At 68.0% G+C, this 19,456-nt stretch carries 18 protein-coding genes; 8 read left to right on the forward strand and 10 right to left on the reverse strand.

Annotation, left to right across the window (positions count from 1 at the left end):
• A partial coding sequence (locus tag KHN96_RS21545; protein WP_211888736.1) for a c-type cytochrome occupies nucleotides 1-326 on the forward strand: 326 nt, incomplete at its 5' end.
• Between the two features lie 172 nt (nucleotides 327-498).
• Nucleotides 499-912, forward strand: a complete 414-nt coding sequence (locus KHN96_RS21550; RefSeq protein WP_062737754.1) for a surface-adhesin E family protein — start codon at nucleotides 499-501, stop codon at nucleotides 910-912.
• Between the two features lie 24 nt (nucleotides 913-936).
• On the opposite strand, the gene KHN96_RS21555 is transcribed toward KHN96_RS21550, so the two are convergent.
• Together KHN96_RS21555 and KHN96_RS21560 are read right to left on the reverse strand one after the other, a co-directional pair.
• A complete protein-coding gene (locus KHN96_RS21555; protein ID WP_045785110.1) occupies nucleotides 937-2,010 on the reverse strand; it encodes a hypothetical protein in 1,074 nt (357 codons plus the stop codon).
• Nucleotides 2,007-3,089, reverse strand: coding sequence for a hypothetical protein (locus tag KHN96_RS21560; RefSeq protein ID WP_062737738.1), 1,083 nt, complete (start codon nucleotides 3,087-3,089; stop codon nucleotides 2,007-2,009). The genes KHN96_RS21555 and KHN96_RS21560 overlap by 4 nt, the downstream gene beginning before the upstream one ends.
• Nucleotides 3,090-3,515: 426 nt before the next feature.
• Here KHN96_RS21560 and KHN96_RS21565 point away from each other — a divergent pair, with 426 nt between their 5' ends.
• Complete coding sequence (locus tag KHN96_RS21565) at nucleotides 3,516-4,334, forward strand: MerR family transcriptional regulator (RefSeq protein ID WP_045785108.1); 819 nt, start codon at nucleotides 3,516-3,518, stop codon at nucleotides 4,332-4,334.
• Nucleotides 4,335-4,425: 91 nt separating this feature from the next.
• Here KHN96_RS21565 and KHN96_RS21570 read toward each other — a convergent pair whose 3' ends face one another.
• The 6 genes from KHN96_RS21570 to KHN96_RS21595 form a co-directional block, all read right to left on the reverse strand.
• Complete coding sequence (locus tag KHN96_RS21570; RefSeq protein ID WP_062737739.1) at nucleotides 4,426-5,322, reverse strand: metal-dependent hydrolase; 897 nt, start codon at nucleotides 5,320-5,322, stop codon at nucleotides 4,426-4,428.
• Entirely contained in the window at nucleotides 5,319-6,365 is a 1,047-nt protein-coding gene (locus KHN96_RS21575; RefSeq protein WP_115044106.1) for an alpha/beta fold hydrolase, read from the reverse strand. The genes KHN96_RS21570 and KHN96_RS21575 overlap by 4 nt, the downstream gene beginning before the upstream one ends.
• A gap of 15 nt (nucleotides 6,366-6,380) precedes the next feature.
• The gene (locus KHN96_RS21580) at nucleotides 6,381-7,271 is read right to left on the reverse strand and encodes an SDR family NAD(P)-dependent oxidoreductase (protein WP_045785105.1); all 891 of its coding nucleotides are present in this window, start codon (nucleotides 7,269-7,271) and stop codon (nucleotides 6,381-6,383) included.
• Nucleotides 7,272-7,305: 34 nt separating this feature from the next.
• On the reverse strand, nucleotides 7,306-8,931 hold the full coding sequence (locus KHN96_RS21585) for a flavin-containing monooxygenase (RefSeq protein WP_062737741.1): 1,626 nt from the start codon (nucleotides 8,929-8,931) through the stop codon (nucleotides 7,306-7,308).
• A gap of 145 nt (nucleotides 8,932-9,076) precedes the next feature.
• Nucleotides 9,077-13,417, reverse strand: a complete 4,341-nt coding sequence (locus tag KHN96_RS21590) for an ATP-binding protein (RefSeq protein ID WP_238587542.1) — start codon at nucleotides 13,415-13,417, stop codon at nucleotides 9,077-9,079.
• A gap of 4 nt (nucleotides 13,418-13,421) precedes the next feature.
• A complete protein-coding gene (locus tag KHN96_RS21595; protein WP_045785103.1) occupies nucleotides 13,422-14,090 on the reverse strand; it encodes a response regulator in 669 nt (222 codons plus the stop codon).
• 237 nt (nucleotides 14,091-14,327) lie between these two features.
• On the opposite strand from KHN96_RS21595, the gene KHN96_RS21600 reads away from it, so the two are divergent.
• Nucleotides 14,328-15,476 (forward strand): cation diffusion facilitator family transporter, encoded by a 1,149-nt coding sequence (locus KHN96_RS21600; RefSeq protein WP_045785102.1) that lies wholly within the window; start codon nucleotides 14,328-14,330, stop codon nucleotides 15,474-15,476.
• Nucleotides 15,477-15,480: 4 nt separating this feature from the next.
• On the opposite strand, the gene KHN96_RS21605 is transcribed toward KHN96_RS21600, so the two are convergent.
• Nucleotides 15,481-16,674: a hypothetical protein gene (locus KHN96_RS21605; RefSeq protein ID WP_373994656.1), complete on the reverse strand. Its 1,194-nt coding sequence runs from the start codon at nucleotides 16,672-16,674 to the stop codon at nucleotides 15,481-15,483.
• A 241-nt stretch (nucleotides 16,675-16,915) separates the two neighbouring features.
• Here KHN96_RS21605 and KHN96_RS21610 point away from each other — a divergent pair, with 241 nt between their 5' ends.
• The 4 genes from KHN96_RS21610 (at nucleotide 16,916) to KHN96_RS21625 (ending at nucleotide 18,558) form a co-directional block, all read left to right on the forward strand.
• On the forward strand, nucleotides 16,916-17,125 hold the full coding sequence (locus KHN96_RS21610; protein WP_045785100.1) for a hypothetical protein: 210 nt from the start codon (nucleotides 16,916-16,918) through the stop codon (nucleotides 17,123-17,125).
• Nucleotides 17,126-17,170: 45 nt separating this feature from the next.
• Nucleotides 17,171-17,398 (forward strand): hypothetical protein, encoded by a 228-nt coding sequence (locus tag KHN96_RS21615; protein ID WP_062737743.1) that lies wholly within the window; start codon nucleotides 17,171-17,173, stop codon nucleotides 17,396-17,398.
• 321 nt (nucleotides 17,399-17,719) lie between these two features.
• Nucleotides 17,720-18,142: a hypothetical protein gene (locus KHN96_RS21620; RefSeq protein ID WP_045785098.1), complete on the forward strand. Its 423-nt coding sequence runs from the start codon at nucleotides 17,720-17,722 to the stop codon at nucleotides 18,140-18,142.
• A 41-nt stretch (nucleotides 18,143-18,183) separates the two neighbouring features.
• Nucleotides 18,184-18,558 carry a hypothetical protein gene (locus KHN96_RS21625; protein WP_062737744.1) on the forward strand — a complete coding sequence of 125 codons (375 nt, stop codon included), beginning with the start codon at nucleotides 18,184-18,186 and terminating at the stop codon, nucleotides 18,556-18,558.
• Between the two features lie 43 nt (nucleotides 18,559-18,601).
• Here KHN96_RS21625 and KHN96_RS21630 read toward each other — a convergent pair whose 3' ends face one another.
• Nucleotides 18,602-19,321: a glutathione S-transferase gene (locus tag KHN96_RS21630; protein WP_062737745.1), complete on the reverse strand. Its 720-nt coding sequence runs from the start codon at nucleotides 19,319-19,321 to the stop codon at nucleotides 18,602-18,604.
• Nucleotides 19,322-19,456 lie beyond the last annotated feature (135 nt).

Raw genomic sequence — 19,456 nt, forward strand, 5'->3', positions numbered from 1 at the left:
CTGCCCCCGCTGCCGCTGCAGCGCCGGCGGCTCCGGCACCTGCCGCTGCGGCGCCGGCTGCCGCCGCTGCACCGCAAGCCGCTGCCGGCGACGTCGGCAAGAAGGTGTATGAATCGACCTGCCAGATGTGTCACGCCGCCGGCGTGGCAGGCGCCCCGAAGTTCGGCGACAAGGCCGCCTGGGCGCCGCGCATCGCCGAGGGCAAGGCGAAAATGTATGACATCGCGCTGCACGGCAAGGGCGCGATGCCGCCCAAGGGCACGTACGCCGGCTCCGATGATGACGTGAAGGCCGCCGTCGATTACATGGCCGCTGCCGCCAAGTAACGGCCGCACTTTCCGCCAAGAAGCCCGCCCCGCGCGGGCTTTTTTATCGGCTGTCGCGGCAGCGTTGTATGGCCGGCACTTGGTTTGCTACGTCGATTCTCGATGTGCGGAGAACGCTGCAGCCCGCGGCAGCGCCCCGCACGCGCCAACGATGATGCACATGGAGGTTGCGATGCGAAAAGCGCAAATGACGCCGGCCTGCTGGGTCGCGGCCGTGCTGGCTGTGGCCAGTTCGACGGTCGTGGCGGCGGACAACTGGGTCAAGCTGGCTCCGCTGGCCGACAACGCCGGCACGCTGTATCTGGACAAGGACTCGATCGAACACAACAAGGACGGCACCGTGCGCGCCACCACACGCGATGCCTATGACGCGCCGCGCAAGCTCTCCGACGGCAGGGCCTATCAGTACGACACGCGCACGTCGCTCTACGACTGCAAGAACGACCGCATCCTCCCCGTGAGCGCGCTGATCCAGGACAGCCAGCACGGCACGGTGCTTACCAAGACCATCGACGGCCCGCGCTGGGAAGCCATCGTGCCGCATTCCGAAGGCGAGGCGATCCTGCGCGCCGTGTGTCAGAAGTAAAGCCGGCGCGGGAAGGGCCGGGCGCTATTGGATGGACGCTGCCGGCGCCAGGTCGACGCGTAGCGTCCCATCCGCATCCATGCGCGTGGTGCCGCGCGCGGCGGCCTCGCGGTAGTGATACAGGTCGAAGCGCAGCGGCCCGCGCGTCGACGTATCGGTGACGAGCACGCGGCTGTTGGTCACCAGCACGTTGTACATCTTCAGGTCACCGGACTGGATCCAGATGCGGCTCTCGGCATCGGTCGGAGCGGGCGCGCACAGGGCCGGTGCCGGGCCAAAGCCGAGCACGAGCCCGTCGGGCGTCACGCGCGCCGTCTTCATCTGGCCGATCAGCCGGGGCGGCGGGAAGACCGTGTACTGATCGAGCACCATGGTGTTGCCCTCCAGCTTGGCGCCGCCGCGGTCCAGTGGCGCGAGCTGCGACAGCTGCAGCCCCAGCGCCTTGAGCAGCGCCAGCGTCTGGATGCCCATCACGCGCGCCTCGGTCGGCGTGTAGACGAGATAGCGCGACTCCTTCAACTCCAGGGTGCCGCGCATGCCGAACGGCATCCACACGCCGGGAACATGGTTGCGCAGCTTGAGCCCGCCCGATACGTCGAGCACACCATCGCCCGGCGTGAGCGACAACGCATTGAGCGAGCGCGGGGAATAGTCCAGCAGGTACGTATTGAACAGCGCGTCGAGCGACGCCTTGGGTACCGTCACATCGCCGCCGAGGATGCGGATGTCGAACTGGCCCGGATCGTCCAGATCGACCGCCTGCCCCGGCGTGCGCGGCACGAGTTGCGCGGTGAGCTGGTGCACGTGAAAGCCGATGTCGCCAGTGATGCGGAAATCGACATTGCGCATCTGCACGACGGGCGGTGCGGTGCCGGAATTGCGGGCCACGGCCGGGCCGCTCGCGTTGGGCGCACCGGAGGACGGATCGCAGCGCTGCGTCCATTGCTGGCGCGCGGTGTCGAGCGTCTTGCGCTGGGCGCTAGCCATGGGCGCTTCGGCGGCACGGCCGAGGGCGCTCGCCACGAGGGCGGCCAAGCCGAGTGCCACCAGCGCTAGGCGCAGCGTCAACGCGGCGAAGGTGAGGGCGGAGGCGATCATGGCGCGGTCCTCCGGGCGAGGTGTACGGCAGGCCTGGCGGTTTTCGGCGTCTGCCCCGCGGCGAGCGTGCCGAACGACGGCATCCGCACGCGGATGCCGCCATCGGGCGAAAACCGCAGCGAGCCGGCCACGAGCTGGTCGCGGTAACGGTACAGGTTGAAGACGAACGGCCTGGCCGGATCGGCAACCACGATGTCGATGCGCGCGTTCATCGGCATCGAGCGCATGAAGCGGATGTCGCCGCCGCGGAAGAGGATGTACGGGCGCTGCGCATCGGAGGCGTTGGCCAACGGCGGCATCTGCGGACGGCCGTCGCCGATCTGCATGACGAGCCCGTCGCGCGTGACGCGGATGGCAGAGAGCTTGAGGTCCAGCGCTGGCGGCGGAAACAGCCTGGGCACCTGCATGACGATCTCGCTGCCGGCCAGCTGCACCGACGGCGTGGATACCGGCAGCAGGTCGGCCAGTTCGATGCGCGCGGCGCCCATCAGCGGGCCCGCGTCCTGGCCGCGCACCTTGACCACGTTGGGCCGGAACACGATGGTCTGCGGGTCGCGCAGCACGAGCGGGCCGCGCAGCTCGATCGGCACCCATGCGCCGCGGCGGCGCATCTCGGCGTGCATGTCCAGCGCGTTGTCCTCCAGCGAGAACCTGAAGTTGCGCAGGGGCGGGTCACTGCGCGGCCCGCGCGCAAAGACCACGGTGTTGAACAACGCGGCCATGCTGTCGGCCGTCACGCGCACCGTCCCGTTCACTGGCTGCAGCGTGTACGACGACACATCATCGAGCCACACGGGATCGCCCGCCTCACGTGGCACCATGCGTAGCGCCAGTTCATCGATCACGAAGCCCACACCGCCGTCGAAGCGGAAATCCACATGCCGCAGATACGAGATCGCATCGGGCTGCCCCGAATCGCGCAACGTCACCGGCCGCACCGCGCGCGTGGCCAGCGCTCCGGCCTGAAACGGCGCCCGCGCCTGCGCCCGGGCATCTTCCAGCTGCTTGGCCTTCTCCGCCTCGATGCCGCCGTGGTCGTCCCCCGCACTGGCACAGCTCTGCAGCAACAACGCCGTCATCAACACCCCGGCAACCCGAAACCACCCGGCCCACCCCTGCCCGCCGACGGTTTGGCCGTACCCTGCCCTATGGGGCGCCTTGAATTTTCGTAGGCGGGCGGAAAAAAGAGGGGGAACTGTCTGAGCGAAGCGAGTTTTCCACGTCCCCTCTGTGCGACACAAATTCAAGGGGAAGTCGCCATCCTGGGCACGCCTTTCTTTGCTTACCTGTCTTTGGCAAGACAAAGCAAGTAGGTCGGACCCGGCAGGGGACGAAACAAGCGATGCACCCATACCGCCCGCAGACGGCGAGCCGAGCAGCCAACGCAAATGCAACACCGATTCCCACATCGACGGTCTCCTCGTCGTGAGAGGCCGGAAACCACCCGGCGACTGGCGCGTTCATGGCGATCCGTCACCTTGCCGCGCTCGTGTAGAATTTTTTCCATGCCCGCCCGCAAACCAACCGGCGATGCCGGTCCGCCCGCTGCTCAACCTGCCCGTGAGTTCACCATCGATGAACTCGCGCGCGCGGCTGACACCACCGTCCGCAACGTCCGCTCGTACCAGGACCGCGGCCTGATCGATCCGCCCGAGCGTCGCGGGCGCGTGGGCATTTATACGCAGGCGCATCTCGGCCGGCTCAAGCTCATCAACCATCTGCTGGCGCGCGGCTACACGCTCGCCAACATCCAGGAACTGCTCAAGGCCATCGTCGAGGGCCACGACCTGCGCTCGATCCTCGGGCTCGAATCGGCCATCAGCAGCCCGTGGTCGGACGAGGCGCCCAAGCACTATTCGCTGCTGGCGCTGGCCAAGCTGTTCGGGCGCTCCATGTCACGCGAGGCGCTGGGGCGGGCCATCTCGCTTGGCCTGCTCGAGCCTGACGGCCTGGGCTATCTCGCGCGCAGCCCCAAGGCGCTGATGGCCGGCGCGCAGATGGCCAAGGCCGGCTTCCCGCTGGTCGAAGTGCTCGACATCATCGAGCGTGCCCGGCCGCATACGCAGGCGGTGGCCGATGACCTGGTCTCCATGGTCGTGCGCGAACTCGACAAGTACGGCAGCGATCTGCCGCCGGTCGAAGACGTGCCGCGTCTGGTCGACGTGATCTGGCGCATCCGCCCGCTGGCGCTGGTGGCGGTCGAAGCCGAGTTGATGCGCGCGCTGGAGATCGCCGCCAACAAGTACCTCGGCGACCGCGTGGCGCAAGTCATCGAGCACATGCACGAGCCGTCGGGCCAGTCGCCCGCGTCGGACAAGGGTTAGTGTCTCCGGCGCGCCCATGCGTCGGGTGCGCCTTATCTATTTCTAGTTTGATCCCGATACCACGGGTGCCGCAGGCGTTTTGAATGCCTGTTCAGGAACCGGCCGCGCCGGCTGTCGACAGCTTGCGGCGGATCGACGGCGACGGTGCTTCGCCATGGGCTGCGGCATAGGCTTCGATCTCCGAGATCAGCTTGGGCAGGCGTTCCAGCGCGGCGCGGTTGTCCTCGTCCCACGGGTGGAACGACGGCCGGAAGAAATCGAAGAACTCGGGGATGATCTTGCGCAGCGGCGCCGGGTGAATCCACAGAAAGTGGAACGCTTTGCCGAGGCCCAGGAATTTGTGCTTGATGGTGCGGTCGGCAAAGATCAGCCGCAGGTGCACGTAGAACACCATTGCCCAGAAGGTCAGGGTCGTCAGCACCATCGTCAGCGTGCGCGTGAGGTAGCGGCCCACGCCCGGCTTGATGGCGAGGTTCCATACGTCGTAGCTGACGGCCTTGTGCTCGGTTTCTTCCATGGCGTGCCACAGCCAGACCTGGCGGTAACCGGGCTCGGAGTTGCGGCCCAGGCCGTCTTCATTGGCGAGCACCTGGCCGGCCAGCATGGCGGTGTAGTGCTCCAGCGCCACCGTCACCGCCAGCTGGTGCGACTTCGGCGTGTACTTGCGCAGCAGGTTCAGGAACTTGCCGACAAAGCGGTCGATGCGCGTGGCGGGCAGGCCGGCGCGATCGAGCAGGTCGTTGTACAGCACGTGCTCGCGCGTGTGCATGGCTTCCTGCCCGATGAAGCCGGCCACGGCCTGCTTGAGTTCGGGATCGGTCACCAGGTGGCGGTAGTTGCGCACGCTGTCCATGAAGAAGCGCTCGCCGGTCGGGAAGAAGATCGACAGCGCGTTCAGGAAGTGGGTCACGTGCGGGCCTCGCTCGTGCCAGTTGCTGATGCGATCAGCCGGCAGGTGAGGATGCACGTCGCGGCGGACTGGCATCATGGGCGGTTCTCCTGGAATGTGGTTTCTGAAAGGCGCGTCGATGCGCGCCCCTGATCGAGGAATGCACAGAGGTCGGTCCCCACGCGGACGGGGTCTTCCTCCATCGGGATATGGCCGAGCGCCGGGTACATGCGCAGCGTGGCGCCGGGAATGCGGCGGGCGAATTCGCCGGCATGCGCGGGCGGGATCCACCGGTCGCGCTGGCCCCAGAGGATGAGCGTGGGCACTCGGATCGAGGCCAGCCCGCTGGTATCGACATCGTCAAAGCGGAACTTCGGCACCATCTTGCCGATGGCCTGTCGTGCACCGTCGGCATAGAAGAAATCGGCGTAGCGGCGCAGCGTGGGTTCGGACACGCGCGACGGGTCGCCATACACATCACGCGTGGCGGCGCGGATGATCCCCTCGGGCAGCATCCACGGCGACGTCATCCGCACGCCAATGTGATTGAACAGATCGATGTAGATCGGCAGCTTCATCGGGAAGCCGGCGGAGTCGATCAGCACGAGCTTCTCGACGCGGCCCGGGTGCCGCACGGCAAAATCCCACGACACCATGCCGCCCAGCGAATTGCCGATCAGCGTGAGTTTCGACAGGCCGAGCGTGTCGACAAACGCGTCGATGAAGTCGCGGTACAGCGGCAGCTCCATCGTGCGCGGGCGGCCCTGTGCATCGCGCAGCGGGCCGGTGATGCCGAACGGCGGCAGGTCGAGCCGGATCACGCGGTAGCGCCGCGTGAGCTGCGGCAGCACGCCGTCCCACGTATGCAGCGACGCGCCAAAACCGTGGATCAGCAGCAATGTGCCTTCGGCGTTGGCAGCGCCTTCGTCGGTGTAATGCACGCGCGTGCCCATCAATGGCAGGTAGCGCGATTGCGGCTTGGCGTAACGTGCGATCAGCACGTCGCGGCCGATGCTGCGCAGGCCGATGCGGCCGGGGCGCAGCATCGCGCGCGCGACGTGCAGCAGGTTCGCGCGCGGGGGGCTGGCGAACGTTTCTCCGGAGACCGCATGGAGCGGCGGGTGGGACGCGACGGTCTTCATCGATCGGCTCCGGGGCTATTTGGCGCGGGCGGTGGCGGGCGCGGTGTCTTCGCGCAGCGCCTTCTTGCGGGTGCGGCGGGCTTCGCGCACGACCAGCGCCTGGTAGGCGGCCGGCAGAATGCGCGCCATGGCGTCGGCGGCGTAGGCGTCGGGCCCGATCAGCACGCGGCGCTTGTTCTTGCGCACGCCGTCGAGGATCACCTGCGCAGCCTTCTCCGGCGTGGTGATGAAGAACTTCTCGAACTCGGCCTTGCCTTGCTGCTCGTCGCGCACGAGAAAGCCGTTCATGCTCGGCGACACGCGGCTCGACTTGGCGATGTTGGTCTTGATGCCGCCCGGGTGCACGCACGTGGCCGACACGCCGCAGTTCATCAGGTCGAGCTCTTGCCGCAGCGCTTCCGTATAGCCGCGCACCGCGTACTTGCTGGCGTTGTACGCGCCCATGCCGGGCTGCGCGAAGATGCCGAAGATGCTCGACGTGTTGACGATGTGCCCGTTGCCGCTCGCCTTGAGCAGCGGCAGGAACGCCTTGGTGCCATGCACCACGCCCCAGAAATTGATGTTCATGATCCAGGCGAGGTCATCGTCTTCCATGCCTTCGATCGTGCTCGACAGCGCCACGCCGGCGTTGTTGAAGATCAGGTTGACCTTGCCGTGCGCGGCCGCCGCTTCTTCGGCCCAGCGGTACACCGCGCCGCGGTCGGCCACGTCGACGGCATGCGTGGTCACGCGGATGCGGTCGCCCTCATGTGCGCGGATGAGGTTCACGGTCTGCGCGAGCGCCGCTTCGTTGCGATCGGCGAGCGCGAGGTGGCAGCCCTCGCGCGCCAGCGCCAGCGCCAGCGCGCGGCCGATGCCCGACGCGGCACCGGTGATGGCGGCAACCTGGTTGTTGAATGACTTCATGGCGTGTCTCCTGATGGCCGGTGCGCGTCAGAGGTCAGGCGCGGTCGAGCGCTTCTTCGTTGGGGGTGTTCTGGACGGCGGCGGGCACCGTGCGGGCGGGGATGCGCAGCGGCACGCCCTTGGGCACGGCCATCGGGCGCGTGCGGTAGTCCGCCAGCCGGAAATGGGCCGTGGCGCGGCGAAACTGCCACGTGAAGCCCGGCCACAGCGTGGTGTTCCTGCCGGTCTTCGGATCGAGGTACCAGCTCACACAGCCGCCGGCCGACCAGATCGCATGCGAGAGCTTCTTCTGGATGCCGTCGTTGAAGCGGCGCTGCACATCGGGGCGTACGTCGATGGCCGCCACGTTGTGTGCGCGCATCGACTTGAGCGCGTCGACGATGTATGCCACCTGCGACTCGATCATGAACACCATCGACGAATGGCCGAGCCCCGTGTTCGGGCCCACCACCATGAAGAAGTTGGGGAAGCCCGCCACCGTGGTGCCAAGGTAGGCCTCGGCGCCGTGCCTGTCCCACACGTCGACGATGTCGGCGCCCTGGCTGCCGAGCAGCACGCCTCGCGGGAACGGGTCTGTCGCATGAAAGCCCGTACCGAAGATCAGGCAGTCGACCTCGCGCCGCGTGCCGTCGGTGGTGACGATGGCGTTCGGTTCCACGCGCGCGATGCCGGTGGTGATGACGTCGACGTTCTCGCGCGTGAGCGCCGGGTAGTAGTCGTTCGAGATCAGGATGCGCTTGCAGCCGATGGTGTAGTCGGGCGTCACCTTCCGGCGCAGTTCGGGATCGGCGATGCGGCGCCTGATATGGGCACGCGCCATGCGCTCGACCGCCTTCATCAGCTTCGGGTGGATCACGAAGCCGAGCACGCGCGATTCGAGCACCCAGTAGATGCCGGTGCGCACCAGCTTTTGCGTGAACGGCAGATGGCGGAACAGCCAGTGCTCCAGGCGCGAGACCTTGCGGTCGGGCTTGGGCAGGATCCACGGCGGGGTGCGCTGGTACAGGTCGAGCCGGCCGACCTTGGGCGCGATCTGCGGCACGAACTGAATGGCCGAAGCCCCCGTCCCGATCACGGCGACGCGCTTGCCGCGCAGGTCGTAGTCGTGGTCCCAGAGCTGCGAGTGGAACGCCTTGCCCTGAAATGTCTCGATGCCGGGAATGTTCGGCCACGCGGGGCGGCTCAGTCCGCCCATGCCGGAGATGAGTGTACGCGCGCGGTAGCGGCGCCCGTCTGCCATCTCGAGATTCCACACGCCGGCGGCATCGTCGAAAGCGGCGCGCACCAGTTCGTGGTGGAAGCGCACGTGCGGCCGCACACCGAACTGGTCGGTGCAGCGCTCCAGGTACGCCCGGATTTCCGGCTGCGGCGAATACATGCGCGACCACTCCGGGTTCGGCGCGAACGAGAACGAGTACAGGTGCGACTGCACATCGCACGCGCAGCCCGGGTAATGGTTGTCGCGCCAGGTGCCGCCCACCGAGCCGGCCTTCTCGAAGACCAGGAAGTCGTCGATGCCGTTCTGCTTGAGCTGGATCGCCATGCCCAGGCCGGCAAAGCCCGTCCCGATGATGGCGACCTCGATGAGGGCAGGGGCGTCGGGGCGGTGCGGGGCCGGCGCAACGGCGTCGGCGCGCGGGAAGTCGGTCCGTGCGTTCACGTGGTGTCTCCGTGGGCACCACTGGGGCGCCTCTTAATGTGACATTGGTCGATGTCATCGTAGGAGGCGCTTCTGGCCGAGTCAATCGACCGATTGGAACACTTCGTCTAAAAGCGGTGCATGCGCCGCTTGAAACGGTTTTCCCTTATGAATCCGTCACTTGCGTGCGGTGCAGCATCGTGCCGCATGCGGAGATGAATGCATCGAGCAGCGCGTTGATGTGGTCGAGGAGCCGCTTGACTCTCGCCCCAGCCGTCCGGACGTCGGCGTGCGTGCCGTGGTGCACGGCGTCGCGGAAGGCTGCGGCCACCGCGTCCACGCACGCGTTGTGCAGCAGCGCCAACGCACCGCCCGTGCGGTGCGACCACTCGCGCAGCTCGGCGCGATCCATTGCATCCAGCAGCGGCTCGAGCCGCTGCGCGTCATCGGTCAGCGACGACAGGAACACGCGCGCCAGGCCCGCGGCGGCGGCGTCCGTCCCCAGTGCGGCGCGCAGGTCGTCGAGCGCCAGCGCGAACGTTTCTTCCGCCGGAGCCTGCGCACCGGCCTGCGGGCTGAGCAGCGCAGACAGCGCCTCCTGCAGCGTGGCGAGCGTGGTCGGCTTCAGCAGGCTCGCATCCATGCCCACGGCCCGGCACCGTGCGTGCTCCTCGGCGAGCGTCGTTGCGGTGATCGCGATGATGGGCAAGCGCGGGCCGCCGTCTTCTTCGCGGCGGATGTGCCGGGCCAGGTCGAAGCCGTCCATGCCGGGCATATGGCAGTCCGTGAGCAACGCGTCGAAGCGGTGTTCGCGCAGCCGCTCGAGCGCGACGGCGCCATCCTCGGCCAGCGTCACCCGGTAGCCCAGCAGGCGGAGTTGCTTGGCGATCAGCTCGCGATTGATCGGGTGGTCTTCCGCCACCAGGATGTGCGCCCCCGGCGCTTCACTGGACGTGGCCTTGGGGCAGGGGGGCGCCGTGGCGCTCGGCGTGCGCCCGCGCTCGGGTTGCGGCAACGCGCGTTCGCACGCCTGCACGAAGGCATGCCAGTTCAGCGGGTTGACGCTCAAGGCGTTGCCCGGTTCGGCATAGCCGGCTTCGAGCATGAGGCGGACGGCGCCGTCGCGCGCATGCGCCGATAGGCTCAGGACGATGTCGGCGGTGGCGTCGTCGGCCGCGGTGACGCGCAGGCCCGCGGCGACCGCGAACGCCGTCAGGCTGTGCCGCAGGGCCGCATCGTCCACGGCAATGGCAATGCTGCGCCCGCTCAGCTTGGGCAGGGCATATCGCGCCTTCAGGATGGGCACGGCCAGTTCCAGCGTGACGGCTGTGCCGTGCCCGGGCGTGCTCTCCATGACGAGCTTGCCGCCCATCAGCTCCGCGAGCTGCCGCGAGATCGCCAGGCCGAGGCCCGTGCCGCCGTAGCGCCGCGTGGTCGTACGCTCGGCCTGCACGAACGGCGCGAACAGCGTGGCCTGCACCTCCGGCGAGATGCCGATGCCCGTATCGGCCACGCAGATGGCGAGACGCGCCGTGTCGCCGCTCACGCCCGCGCACGTGGCGCACAGCCGCACGCTGCCGGTGTCGGTAAACTTGATGGCGTTGGAGAGCAGGTTGAACAGAATCTGCCGCACGCGCACGCTGTCGACCGAGACGCTGGCCGGCACGTCGGCCGCCACGTCCACTCGGACCGACAGCGATTTCTCGTGCGCGCGGCTCGCCAGCAGGCCGACCGTGCTGTCGAACATCTCGCGCAGATCCGTCGCCGCGGGCGAGATGTCGAGGCGGCCGGCTTCGATCTTCGCGTAATCGAGGATGTCGTCGAGGATGTGCAGAAGCGCACGCCCCGAGTCCTGCACCAACGAGACCATCTGTTTCTGCTCGCCGTCGAGCCGGGTCTGGCGCAGCAGTTCGATCAGGCCGAGCACGCCGTTCATCGGCGTGCGGATCTCATGACTCATCATCGCGAGGAAGCGGTCTTTGGCATGCAGTGCCGATTCCGCCGCGTTCTTGGCGGCCTCCAGCGCATCGGCCTGCTCGCGCTCCGTGGTGACGTCGCTCAGGTAGCCGTTCCAGACCGTGCGGCCATCGGGCTCGCGATGCGGGATCGAGCGCGCGTGTAGCCAGCGCACCGCACCGTCTTCGCCCACGTGGCGGAATTGCTGATCGAAGGGCGTGAGGTGCTGCGCCGAGACGAGCACCATGTCGAGCATGCGCTGTCGGTCGTCTTCGTGAATCAGCATTTCGGGCGTGGAGAGGTAGCCCAGCAGATCCTGCGGCTGGACGCCCAGGGTTTCGTGCGCCTTGCCGGCTACGTAAGTGATGCGACCGCGGCTCTGACCCGGTGACAGCTCAAACTGATAGACGAGGGCCGGCAGCGATTCGGTCACCTCGCGCAGGCGCCGCTCGAGGCGTTCGGCGCGTGCCTGCGCGTCGCGGATCTCGCTGATGTCGACCAGCGACGCCACGGTGCCGGCCGGTTGCCCGTCGGGCAGGTGGAAGGGTTCGATCCAGTACAGAACGTTGCGCGATGGCCCGTCGGGTGTCTCGATGATGAGTTCTTCGCGCGTGCTCTCGCTGTTCTGTTCGGCGCGCCGGTTGATATCGGACAGCGGCGACGTGTTGTCGGGCGTATGGAGTCCCAGCTCCTGCGGCGTACGCCCGAGCAGCGACGCGGGTGTCCGGCCGAACATGGTGCAGAACGCCGCATTCACGGCCACGTAGCGGTGCGCCGCATCCTTGGCGACAAGCGGGAACGGCACGGCTTCCATCAGCGCGCGCTGGAAGCTCAACTGGCGCGCCAGGGTCTCTTCGGCGAGGCGGCGCTGGCGGTTTTCGCGGCGCAGCTGCGTCTGCTTGATGAACAGCGCCGCCAGCGCCAACAGCACCAGCGCGGCCGCCGGCCCGAATTTCGCCAGCATGGCGGAGGCTGACGGGCCAAGCTGGTAGCTGACCGACAGCCACTTGTTGCGGATGCTGACCTGCTCGCCCTCGGGCATGGCGAACAGCGCGCGATTGATGAGCGGCACCAGGGCCGCATAGCGCGGCGAGACCCCCACGCCAATGTTCTCGATGGTGTTGGCCGAGCCTGTGACCTTGAGCTCGCCGGGAAAGTGATGGCGGATCACCGCATCGGCCACGGGCAGGTTGGCGATCGTGAAATCCGCCTGCCCTGTCGCCACCATGGTCAGCGCGTCCTTGACGGAGTCGGCCGGCACGATGCGGATCTTCGGCACGTTCCGGTGCAGCAGGGCAGCGAGGGAATCGCTGCTCGGCAGCGCCACCGTCTTGCCTGCGAGTTCGGCAAGCGCGGCCACGGTGAGCGCCTCGTTGCGTCCGACGATCACCATCGGCGTGGCGTCGATCGGGTGGCTCAGTACGAAGCCCGGCGGGCGGGCGTCCTGGTCGGACATGCCGAGCAGGATGTCGATCTCGCCCGCGCGCGCCTTCTCGAGCGCCTCGGTCCAGTCGTGTACCGTCACGCGCTCGAAACGCAGGCCCAGCGTGCGCCCCAGATAGCTCTGGTACTCCGGCAGGATGCCGAACACATCGCCCTGGACCTCGCTGAAGGTGTACGGCATGTAGTTCGGATCGGCGGCGTAGCGCAGCGGCGGCAGGGCGGCCAGCATTGCGCGTTCTGCGGCCGACAGCGGCAGTGCCGGCCTTGCGTTGGGCTGAGCGATCCAGCGCGCGCGCAGATCGGCCATGGTGCTGTCGGGTAACTGCGCGAGACGGCGGTCGAGATAGCGGATCAACGTGGCCTCGGAGCGGGGCGCGGCAAAGTGCAGCGCATCGACGCGCTGGTTGACGAGCTCGACGATCGACAGCGTCCTGTACCGCATCTGCGACAGGAGCTCCCGCGTGGTATGCGTGATGCCCACATACGTGTCGGCCGTGCCGTGCCGCACGGCGTCGAGCGCATCGGCGGCCGTGGGCAGGCTGAGGAGGTGCACGTCGGGGTGTTCACGCGCCAGCTCGTCTTCAAGCGGCGAACCCTGTTCCACCGCGATGCGCATGCCGGCGGAGAACGCGTTGCGCGCCACCTGCGGATTGTCGCTGCGAGCCACCACGGCGGTGGCGCGCTCGAGGTACGGGGCCGAGTATTCCAGGCAGTGATCGTACTGCGAGCGCGGCGCCACGCTCATGACGACGTCAACATCGCCGCGGCACGCAGCCATGAGCAGTTCATCCCGGCGCTGGAACACACGGGGCACCACGCGCACCTGGTCTTGCGGAATCAAGTGCATGAGCAGGTCGCCCGAGAAGCCCGTGAGCCGGTCGGCCGCCACCCCTTCGAGCGGCATCATCGTCTTGCCGATCACGCCGACGGTGATCTGGGGCGGCACCTGGTTCACGCTGTGCACGGCATGTGCGGCATCCTCGGCATGTGCGTCGGTCAGGCTGCCGGCCCAGGCCAGGACGGCCGCGCACACCAGCGTGCCCACGCCCACGCCGAGGCGGATGCGCTGCCGCATCGAGGCAGACGGTGTTGCGCGCGTGCCCGCCATCGCGTCAGCCCTCTGCGCTGCCGAGCAGCCCGTGGCGCACGGCAAAGTCGAACAGCGCCGCCTCGGTATGCAGGCCCAGCTTGCGCATGGCGTGCTGCTTCTGCGTGCTGATGGTCTTGACGCTGCGATTCATCTGCACGGCGATCTCGGTCACCGTCTTGCCCGTGACGTAGATGCGCAGCACCTCGAGCTCGCGCTTGCCGAGCAGGGCGATCGGGTCGTCGGCCGGGGGTTCCGCCGCGCGCGCGCGGCGGATCAGCTTGGCATCGAGCTGCGGCGAGAGGTAGATGCGGTCGTGCAGCGCCGCCTGGATCCCTTCGAGAATGTGCTGCGGCTCGTCTGCCTTGCTGACGATGACCTTGATGCCTGCGCGCAGGATGTTGCTCATCAGCGCGCGCGTCTCGAGCATGGTCAGCACCATGACGCGCAGGTCCGGGTAGCGGCGCGCGAGGAACTCGAGCAGGAGGATGCCGTCGCCGTAGCGGCTGCCCGGCATGGCGTAGTCGGTGATGGCAAGGTCGCAGCGCACGCGGCCGAGCAGGGCGAGCAGTTCGTCGGCGTTGCCGGCCTCGCCGACCACCTCGAAACCGCCGGCCGCCGACACGAGGCTGCGCACGGCGGCCACCACGCCCGGGTGATCATCGGCAATGACGAGTTGAATGGGATGCTGCATGGGGGCGAATCTCCGAAGGCACGTAACACGCGGCAACGTGTTGGCCGCGCTGCTGAGAATCGCTGATGCTGCAGGCCGGGAACATCGGAAAAGTCCTATTCATTGGCGCCGATCTGCGCGCTTCTGGTGCAGATCTGTGCAAATCTGTTGGACCCTGCTCAGCCTGCGCCGCCAGCCCGTGCCGTGCGCCGCGCAGGGCGCGTGGCACAATGCGGGCGGTTTCCGGTATCGACCTCCATGACGTCAAATCAGCCGACTGCGCCGTCCGCCACGGCACGCCAACAAGGCGCCGAACGCTCCACGCTGGTGAGCGCGGGCGTGAACTGCCTGCTCTCGGCGGGGCAGATCGCCGCGGGGCTGTGGTCGCATTCGCAGGGCCTGGTCGCTGACGGACTGCATACGCTGTCGGACTTGATTGCCGACGGCATCGTCTTCGTCGCCAACCGCAACAGCCTCAAGGGGCCGGACGAAGACCACCAGTACGGCCACGCGCGCTACGAGAACGCCGCATCGCTGGGGCTGGGCCTGCTGCTGGTGGGGGCGGGCGCCGGCATGATCTGGGCCGCGGTGCAGAGCCTGCGCTCGCCGCAGGGGCCGACGCCCGTACATGGGCTGGCATTGGTGGTGGCCCTCGTTGCGCTGGGCGCCAAGGAAGGGCTGTTCCGTTACATGCTGGCCGTGGCCAAGCGCATCGGCTCACGCATGCTGATCGCCAATGCGTGGCATGCGCGTTCCGACGCGGTGTCGTCGCTGGTGGCGGCCATTGGCGTGGCGGGCAACCTGCTCGGCTATCACTGGCTGGACCCGGTCGCCGCGTGCGTGGTGGGGCTGATGATCGGACGCGTGGGCGTGCGCTTCGGGTGGGAGGCGCTCAACGACCTGATGGACCGCGCGCTGCCGCCGGCGCAGGTCGAGGCCATCCGCGCGAGCCTGGCGGCCACGCCGGGCGTGATGAACGTACACGATCTGCGCACGCGCGTGACGGGCGACCAGGCGCTGGTCGACGCGCATATCGAGGTGGACCCGCGTGTCTCTGTGAGCGAAGGCCACGCGATTGCCGTGCGGGCGCGCACGAACGCGCTGGCCGCCCATACGGCGATGGCCGTGCTCGACGTGCAGATCCACGTCGACCCGCGCGAGCGCATCGCCACCGACCCGGGGCCGCTGCCTGACCGCGACGCCCTGCGCGCGGCCCTGGCGCAGCTGCTGCCGGCCGGCACGCCGCTGGACGCCCGCCACTGCGTGCTGCACTACGTCGATGGCGCCGTGGAGGTGGACCTCATCCTGCCGGCTGCGCTCGCCGCCGAGCGTGCCCGCATTGCCGATGCCATGTACGCCCGCTGGGGCGGCCTGGTGCGCCTGCGCGTGCTGGCCAGCGACGCGTGAATCGTCACCGGCACTGATCGGTCGCGTTGGCGGGCTGCGCCTTGTTGGGGTCGAAGTGCAGCTGCTCCAGGCCTTGCTCCGTCAGCGATAGCCAGTCCAGCGTGCCCGAGGTGCGCAGCAGGCCGATGCTGCCAACCGGGCGCCAGCGCGCGGGCTTGCCGTCGGCGTTGCTCAGCGTGCCCGACAGTGTGAGGGAATCGGGGCCCGCCTGCAGCTGCAGCAGCCGGCCATCGGCGGCGGGGGTGTAGGCGGTGCGGTCGTTCACGGCGATGCCGGCCTCGCGCACCGTTGCCGGCATGCATGGGATCGAGGCGCGCACCTTGCCCGTGCTGTCGATCAGGTCGGCAAAGCCATTGCCCTTGGCCACCCCCACCAGCAGGAAACGCTCGATGGCGGGCATCCACGTGACGCTGTACGTGTAGTACTGCACGTGCTGGTGCAGCAGCTGCTCGCCGTTCACGCGGCCGGTGGCCGGGTCCAGGATGGCGATCTTCAGGTTGGCCTCGGTGCGATCGGGCACGAACTGCTGCCAGGCCAGCAGCGCATGGGTGCTGCCACCGGCCACCATGGGCCACCATTCGCGGCGCCCGTCGGCGATGTCGACGCTGTGCAGCCGGCGCCCGCGCCCGTCGTAGACCTTCACGTAGACGCCGTTGCCGCTGCCGAGGTTGTCCACGCCGCCGCCGTTGACCCAGCCATCGGAATAGAACACCACGAAGCGGTCGCCGACCGCCGCGATGTGGCCCGAGTGCCCGCCGGATTCCACCTGCTGCGGATACGCCTTGATCGGGCGCAGCGCCGTGTCGTAGATGCCGAAGCGCTGGTTGACGTTCTCGGGCGCATTCCAGCCGTCTTCAAACGACACCATGACCTGCCCCGCGCGGTTGCGGGCGACGCTCACCGGCTCCTGCGCCTCGGGCTTCTGGATGAAGATGCGCGGCGTGTCGAGCTTGCCCGTATCGGCGTGCCATTGCGCGACATACACGTCGTGGGGCCAGCTTCCGGAGCGGTCGGCACCGCGCGGCGGCAGGCCCGATGAGCTGAAGAACACGTTGAAGGTATTGGGCGCGCCGGCCGGCACCGCGCCAATGCCATGCATGTACTGGCGCGGGTCCGGCGCGCCGGCGGCAATGGCGGGCAGGGCCAGCGCGCAGGCGCAGCCCAGCAACGTACGGCGCAGGAAGGATGATCGAGACACGTGACACTCCATTGCAGGGGGCGTCCACAGCGGTGAACAGGCCCGGGGTGCGGTTTTCAGAACCGGTTGGGCCGCATGCGCGCGCCGAAGTTGCTGCGCGAATGGGGGAGACCCGTTTGGAGGAGCCCCGGGGGCACTGCACGCCGTCGGCCGGCAATCAAGTTTCGGCGCCGGGTGCCGTTTTTCCCGGGCAAGAGCGGAATCCCATCCGCCAACCCGCCAGTCGATCAGCGAGAACAACATGACCCAGCGTGTCGATGCGCGATGGCGTGCCGAAGTGACGCAAGCGCTCCGCACAGTGCAGGCACAAGTCGGCGCAGCGCCCCTCGGCCTGCCACGCGAGCGGCTCATCGCCGCGCTGGCAGAGGCCATCTGGGCGCAGCGTGCCGCGTACGCTCGCGTGCGCGAGACGCTGGTCGCTCCGCCCGTACTGGCCGACGAATCGATGTGATGCCCCGGCGCCCGGTGGCCACGGCTTTCTTCTGTAGGTGATGTGATGCGGTACTGCGGTTCGCTCGATCTGGACCATCTGCTGCGCCAGCCGTTTGGCGAGCTGGGCCGTCTTGTGCGCGACCGCCACTCCGGTCGGCCGCTGCCTCCGGTGGAGGTCGCAACGCGCGCCGTGCTGCTGCGCGCCGCCGGCTACGAAGTGATGCCGATGTGCGCCCACCACGATCATCGCGGCTTCTGCCTCGGGCACGCAGACCAGCCCATCGGGATGTAAGTGCGAGGCCTACGACGCCTACGCCACCTGCGCGCACCGTCACGCACACGCTGTTGCGATCGCGCATCACAAGGCCGGAAAATGGGTCATGCGCGTGGAGCGGGAAGCACCCGCAAAGCGTTGCCCAGCGCACCTTTGCGGGAAATCCGTTGCCAAAAAGCAAACGGTAAAAATGACTTACATTCCCGTCCTTTTTCGGCCCATGGTTCTGGTGCATCCTGAACCAAGATAGGTCGCACGGACGGCCTGTCACGCAACGTCAGACCGGAAGGGAAACACCGAATCGGCGACGCATGCAGACCTGGGGTCAGGGGAAAGAACATGAAGACGCAATATCTCAGCAAACAGGAAATCTACGATGGCGCCGTCCGCCATCTGTTCGGCCAGGGCGGCGCGGCGATCCTTCCGCGCGGCGGCGCGGCGTACCGGGGCCAGGGCGGCCGCTGCTGCCCGATCGGCAACCTGATCGGCGTGCAGGACTACACCACCTCCATGGAAAGCGTGCCGGTGCGTTACATCCTCAAGCCTGCCAACGAGATTCCGCGTTACATGGACGCCGGCGTCGTGGCGCTGCGCCGCGCGCTCAAGAAGGCCCGCATCGACGTGGACGACCGCGACACCGTCGAGTTGCTCTCCAAGCTGCAGAACGCGCATGACGTGTTCGGCACGTGGGAGTGGAAGGAACGCCTGCATTCGATTGCCCGCCAGTTTGGCTTGAGCGGCGCGCTCGTCGATACATTCTGACGCCAGACCGGCACCAGATCACCGCACATAAGGTGACACCCATGCAAGGGAAGGGGACGTTCCTCGCCATCGAGGACATTTTTGAACGCGTGCGCACGCATCTGCTCACGCAGCGCTGCCGCTCCGAAGACGCCGACGGCGAGCCGCGCTATCGTGGGCTGGACAACCGCCGCTGCGGTGTCGGCATCCTCATCGACGATGCGGTCTACTGCAGCGCCATCGAGCGCCTGGGCGTGAGCCTGCTGCGCGTGCCGAGCGATGACCCGCTCGCCTGCGCGCTGCGCGCCTCCGGCATCAACGTGGACGACGACCGCGTGGTCGATCTGCTGATCGATCTGCAGGACATCCACGATCTGCACGCCGTCGAAGGCTGGCCGGCCGCGCTCGAAGACGTGCGGCAGCGGTTGCCGGCCTGAACGCACCGCGCCATCGCATCGACCCGGCCTCGTGCCGGGCTTGTCATTGGCCGGCATCGAGCTCCGGATAGTGGCGAAAGATGCCCATCGTGTTGAACGGAATGCGCCGTGGCGATGCCAGATACGCCGCGATGTTGGGCAGCGCGGCCACCCGATCGTGCAGCGCCACGAGGTGCGGCAGTTCCCGCTCGTAGCGCCGCATGTGGCGCGGGAACGCATAGCGCAGCCCCGCCACGATCTGGAACAGCGATAGATCCACGTACGTCAGCGCATCGCGCACGGCCCAGGTCGGGCCGGCGGGGTTGCGATCGAGTACGCGCTCGAAGTAGCGCAGGAACTTGGGCGCGCGATGGGCGAGGAAATCCGCCGCGCGGCGCTTGGCTTCGGCTTGCTGCTCTTCGTAATAGGCACCTGCGGCGATGGGGTGGTGCGTGTCGTGGATCTCCACCACGAAATCGGCGAGGGTGAGCTGCAGGCCGTGCGTCCAGAGGCCTCCGGCTTCGTCGTGCGGCGCCAGGCCGTAATGCTGGCCGAGATAGAGCAGGATGTTGGCCGTCTGCGGGATCACCAGGTCGCCCACGACGAGGAACGGCGGCGCGAAGGGCGGCGTGGCGATCCCGGCGTCGTCGAGAAAGGCCTCGATGGCGGTTTCGTCTTCACGGCCGACGTCCACGTACGGCACGGCGGCCTGTTCGAGCGCGAGGCGGACGAATTCTCCGCGGCCCTGGATTTCGGGCCAGTAGTAGAGCGTGGTGGTGTCCATGGTTGGGCCAGAAGCATGCAGAGGCTGGCGCGCAGCAAGACCGATGCCGCGCCCCGTGCGTCGCGCGGCACGGCAAGCACGGCGCTTGCGAACGATAATAGGCGCCTGCCCCGCGCGCCTGTTCCCACCGCCCTC

The sequence above is a fragment of the Ralstonia mannitolilytica genome (genome assembly GCF_905397375.1).
In the GTDB taxonomy this organism is placed as follows: domain Bacteria; phylum Pseudomonadota; class Gammaproteobacteria; order Burkholderiales; family Burkholderiaceae; genus Ralstonia; species Ralstonia mannitolilytica.

Coding starts and splice junctions, on each gene's coding strand:
- KHN96_RS21550 (WP_062737754.1), top strand. CDS start 499: ATGCGAAAAGCGCAAATGACGCCGGCCTGCTGGGTCGCGGCCGTGCTG.
- KHN96_RS21555 (WP_045785110.1), bottom strand. CDS start 2,010: ATGATCGCCTCCGCCCTCACCTTCGCCGCGTTGACGCTGCGCCTAGCG.
- KHN96_RS21560 (WP_062737738.1), bottom strand. CDS start 3,089: ATGACGGCGTTGTTGCTGCAGAGCTGTGCCAGTGCGGGGGACGACCAC.
- KHN96_RS21565 (WP_045785108.1), top strand. CDS start 3,516: ATGCCCGCCCGCAAACCAACCGGCGATGCCGGTCCGCCCGCTGCTCAA.
- KHN96_RS21570 (WP_062737739.1), bottom strand. CDS start 5,322: ATGATGCCAGTCCGCCGCGACGTGCATCCTCACCTGCCGGCTGATCGC.
- KHN96_RS21575 (WP_115044106.1), bottom strand. CDS start 6,365: ATGAAGACCGTCGCGTCCCACCCGCCGCTCCATGCGGTCTCCGGAGAA.
- KHN96_RS21580 (WP_045785105.1), bottom strand. CDS start 7,271: ATGAAGTCATTCAACAACCAGGTTGCCGCCATCACCGGTGCCGCGTCG.
- KHN96_RS21590 (WP_238587542.1), bottom strand. CDS start 13,417: ATGGCGGGCACGCGCGCAACACCGTCTGCCTCGATGCGGCAGCGCATC.
- KHN96_RS21595 (WP_045785103.1), bottom strand. CDS start 14,090: ATGCAGCATCCCATTCAACTCGTCATTGCCGATGATCACCCGGGCGTG.
- KHN96_RS21600 (WP_045785102.1), top strand. CDS start 14,328: ATGACGTCAAATCAGCCGACTGCGCCGTCCGCCACGGCACGCCAACAA.
- KHN96_RS21610 (WP_045785100.1), top strand. CDS start 16,916: ATGACCCAGCGTGTCGATGCGCGATGGCGTGCCGAAGTGACGCAAGCG.
- KHN96_RS21615 (WP_062737743.1), top strand. CDS start 17,171: ATGCGGTACTGCGGTTCGCTCGATCTGGACCATCTGCTGCGCCAGCCG.
- KHN96_RS21620 (WP_045785098.1), top strand. CDS start 17,720: ATGAAGACGCAATATCTCAGCAAACAGGAAATCTACGATGGCGCCGTC.
- KHN96_RS21625 (WP_062737744.1), top strand. CDS start 18,184: ATGCAAGGGAAGGGGACGTTCCTCGCCATCGAGGACATTTTTGAACGC.
- KHN96_RS21630 (WP_062737745.1), bottom strand. CDS start 19,321: ATGGACACCACCACGCTCTACTACTGGCCCGAAATCCAGGGCCGCGGA.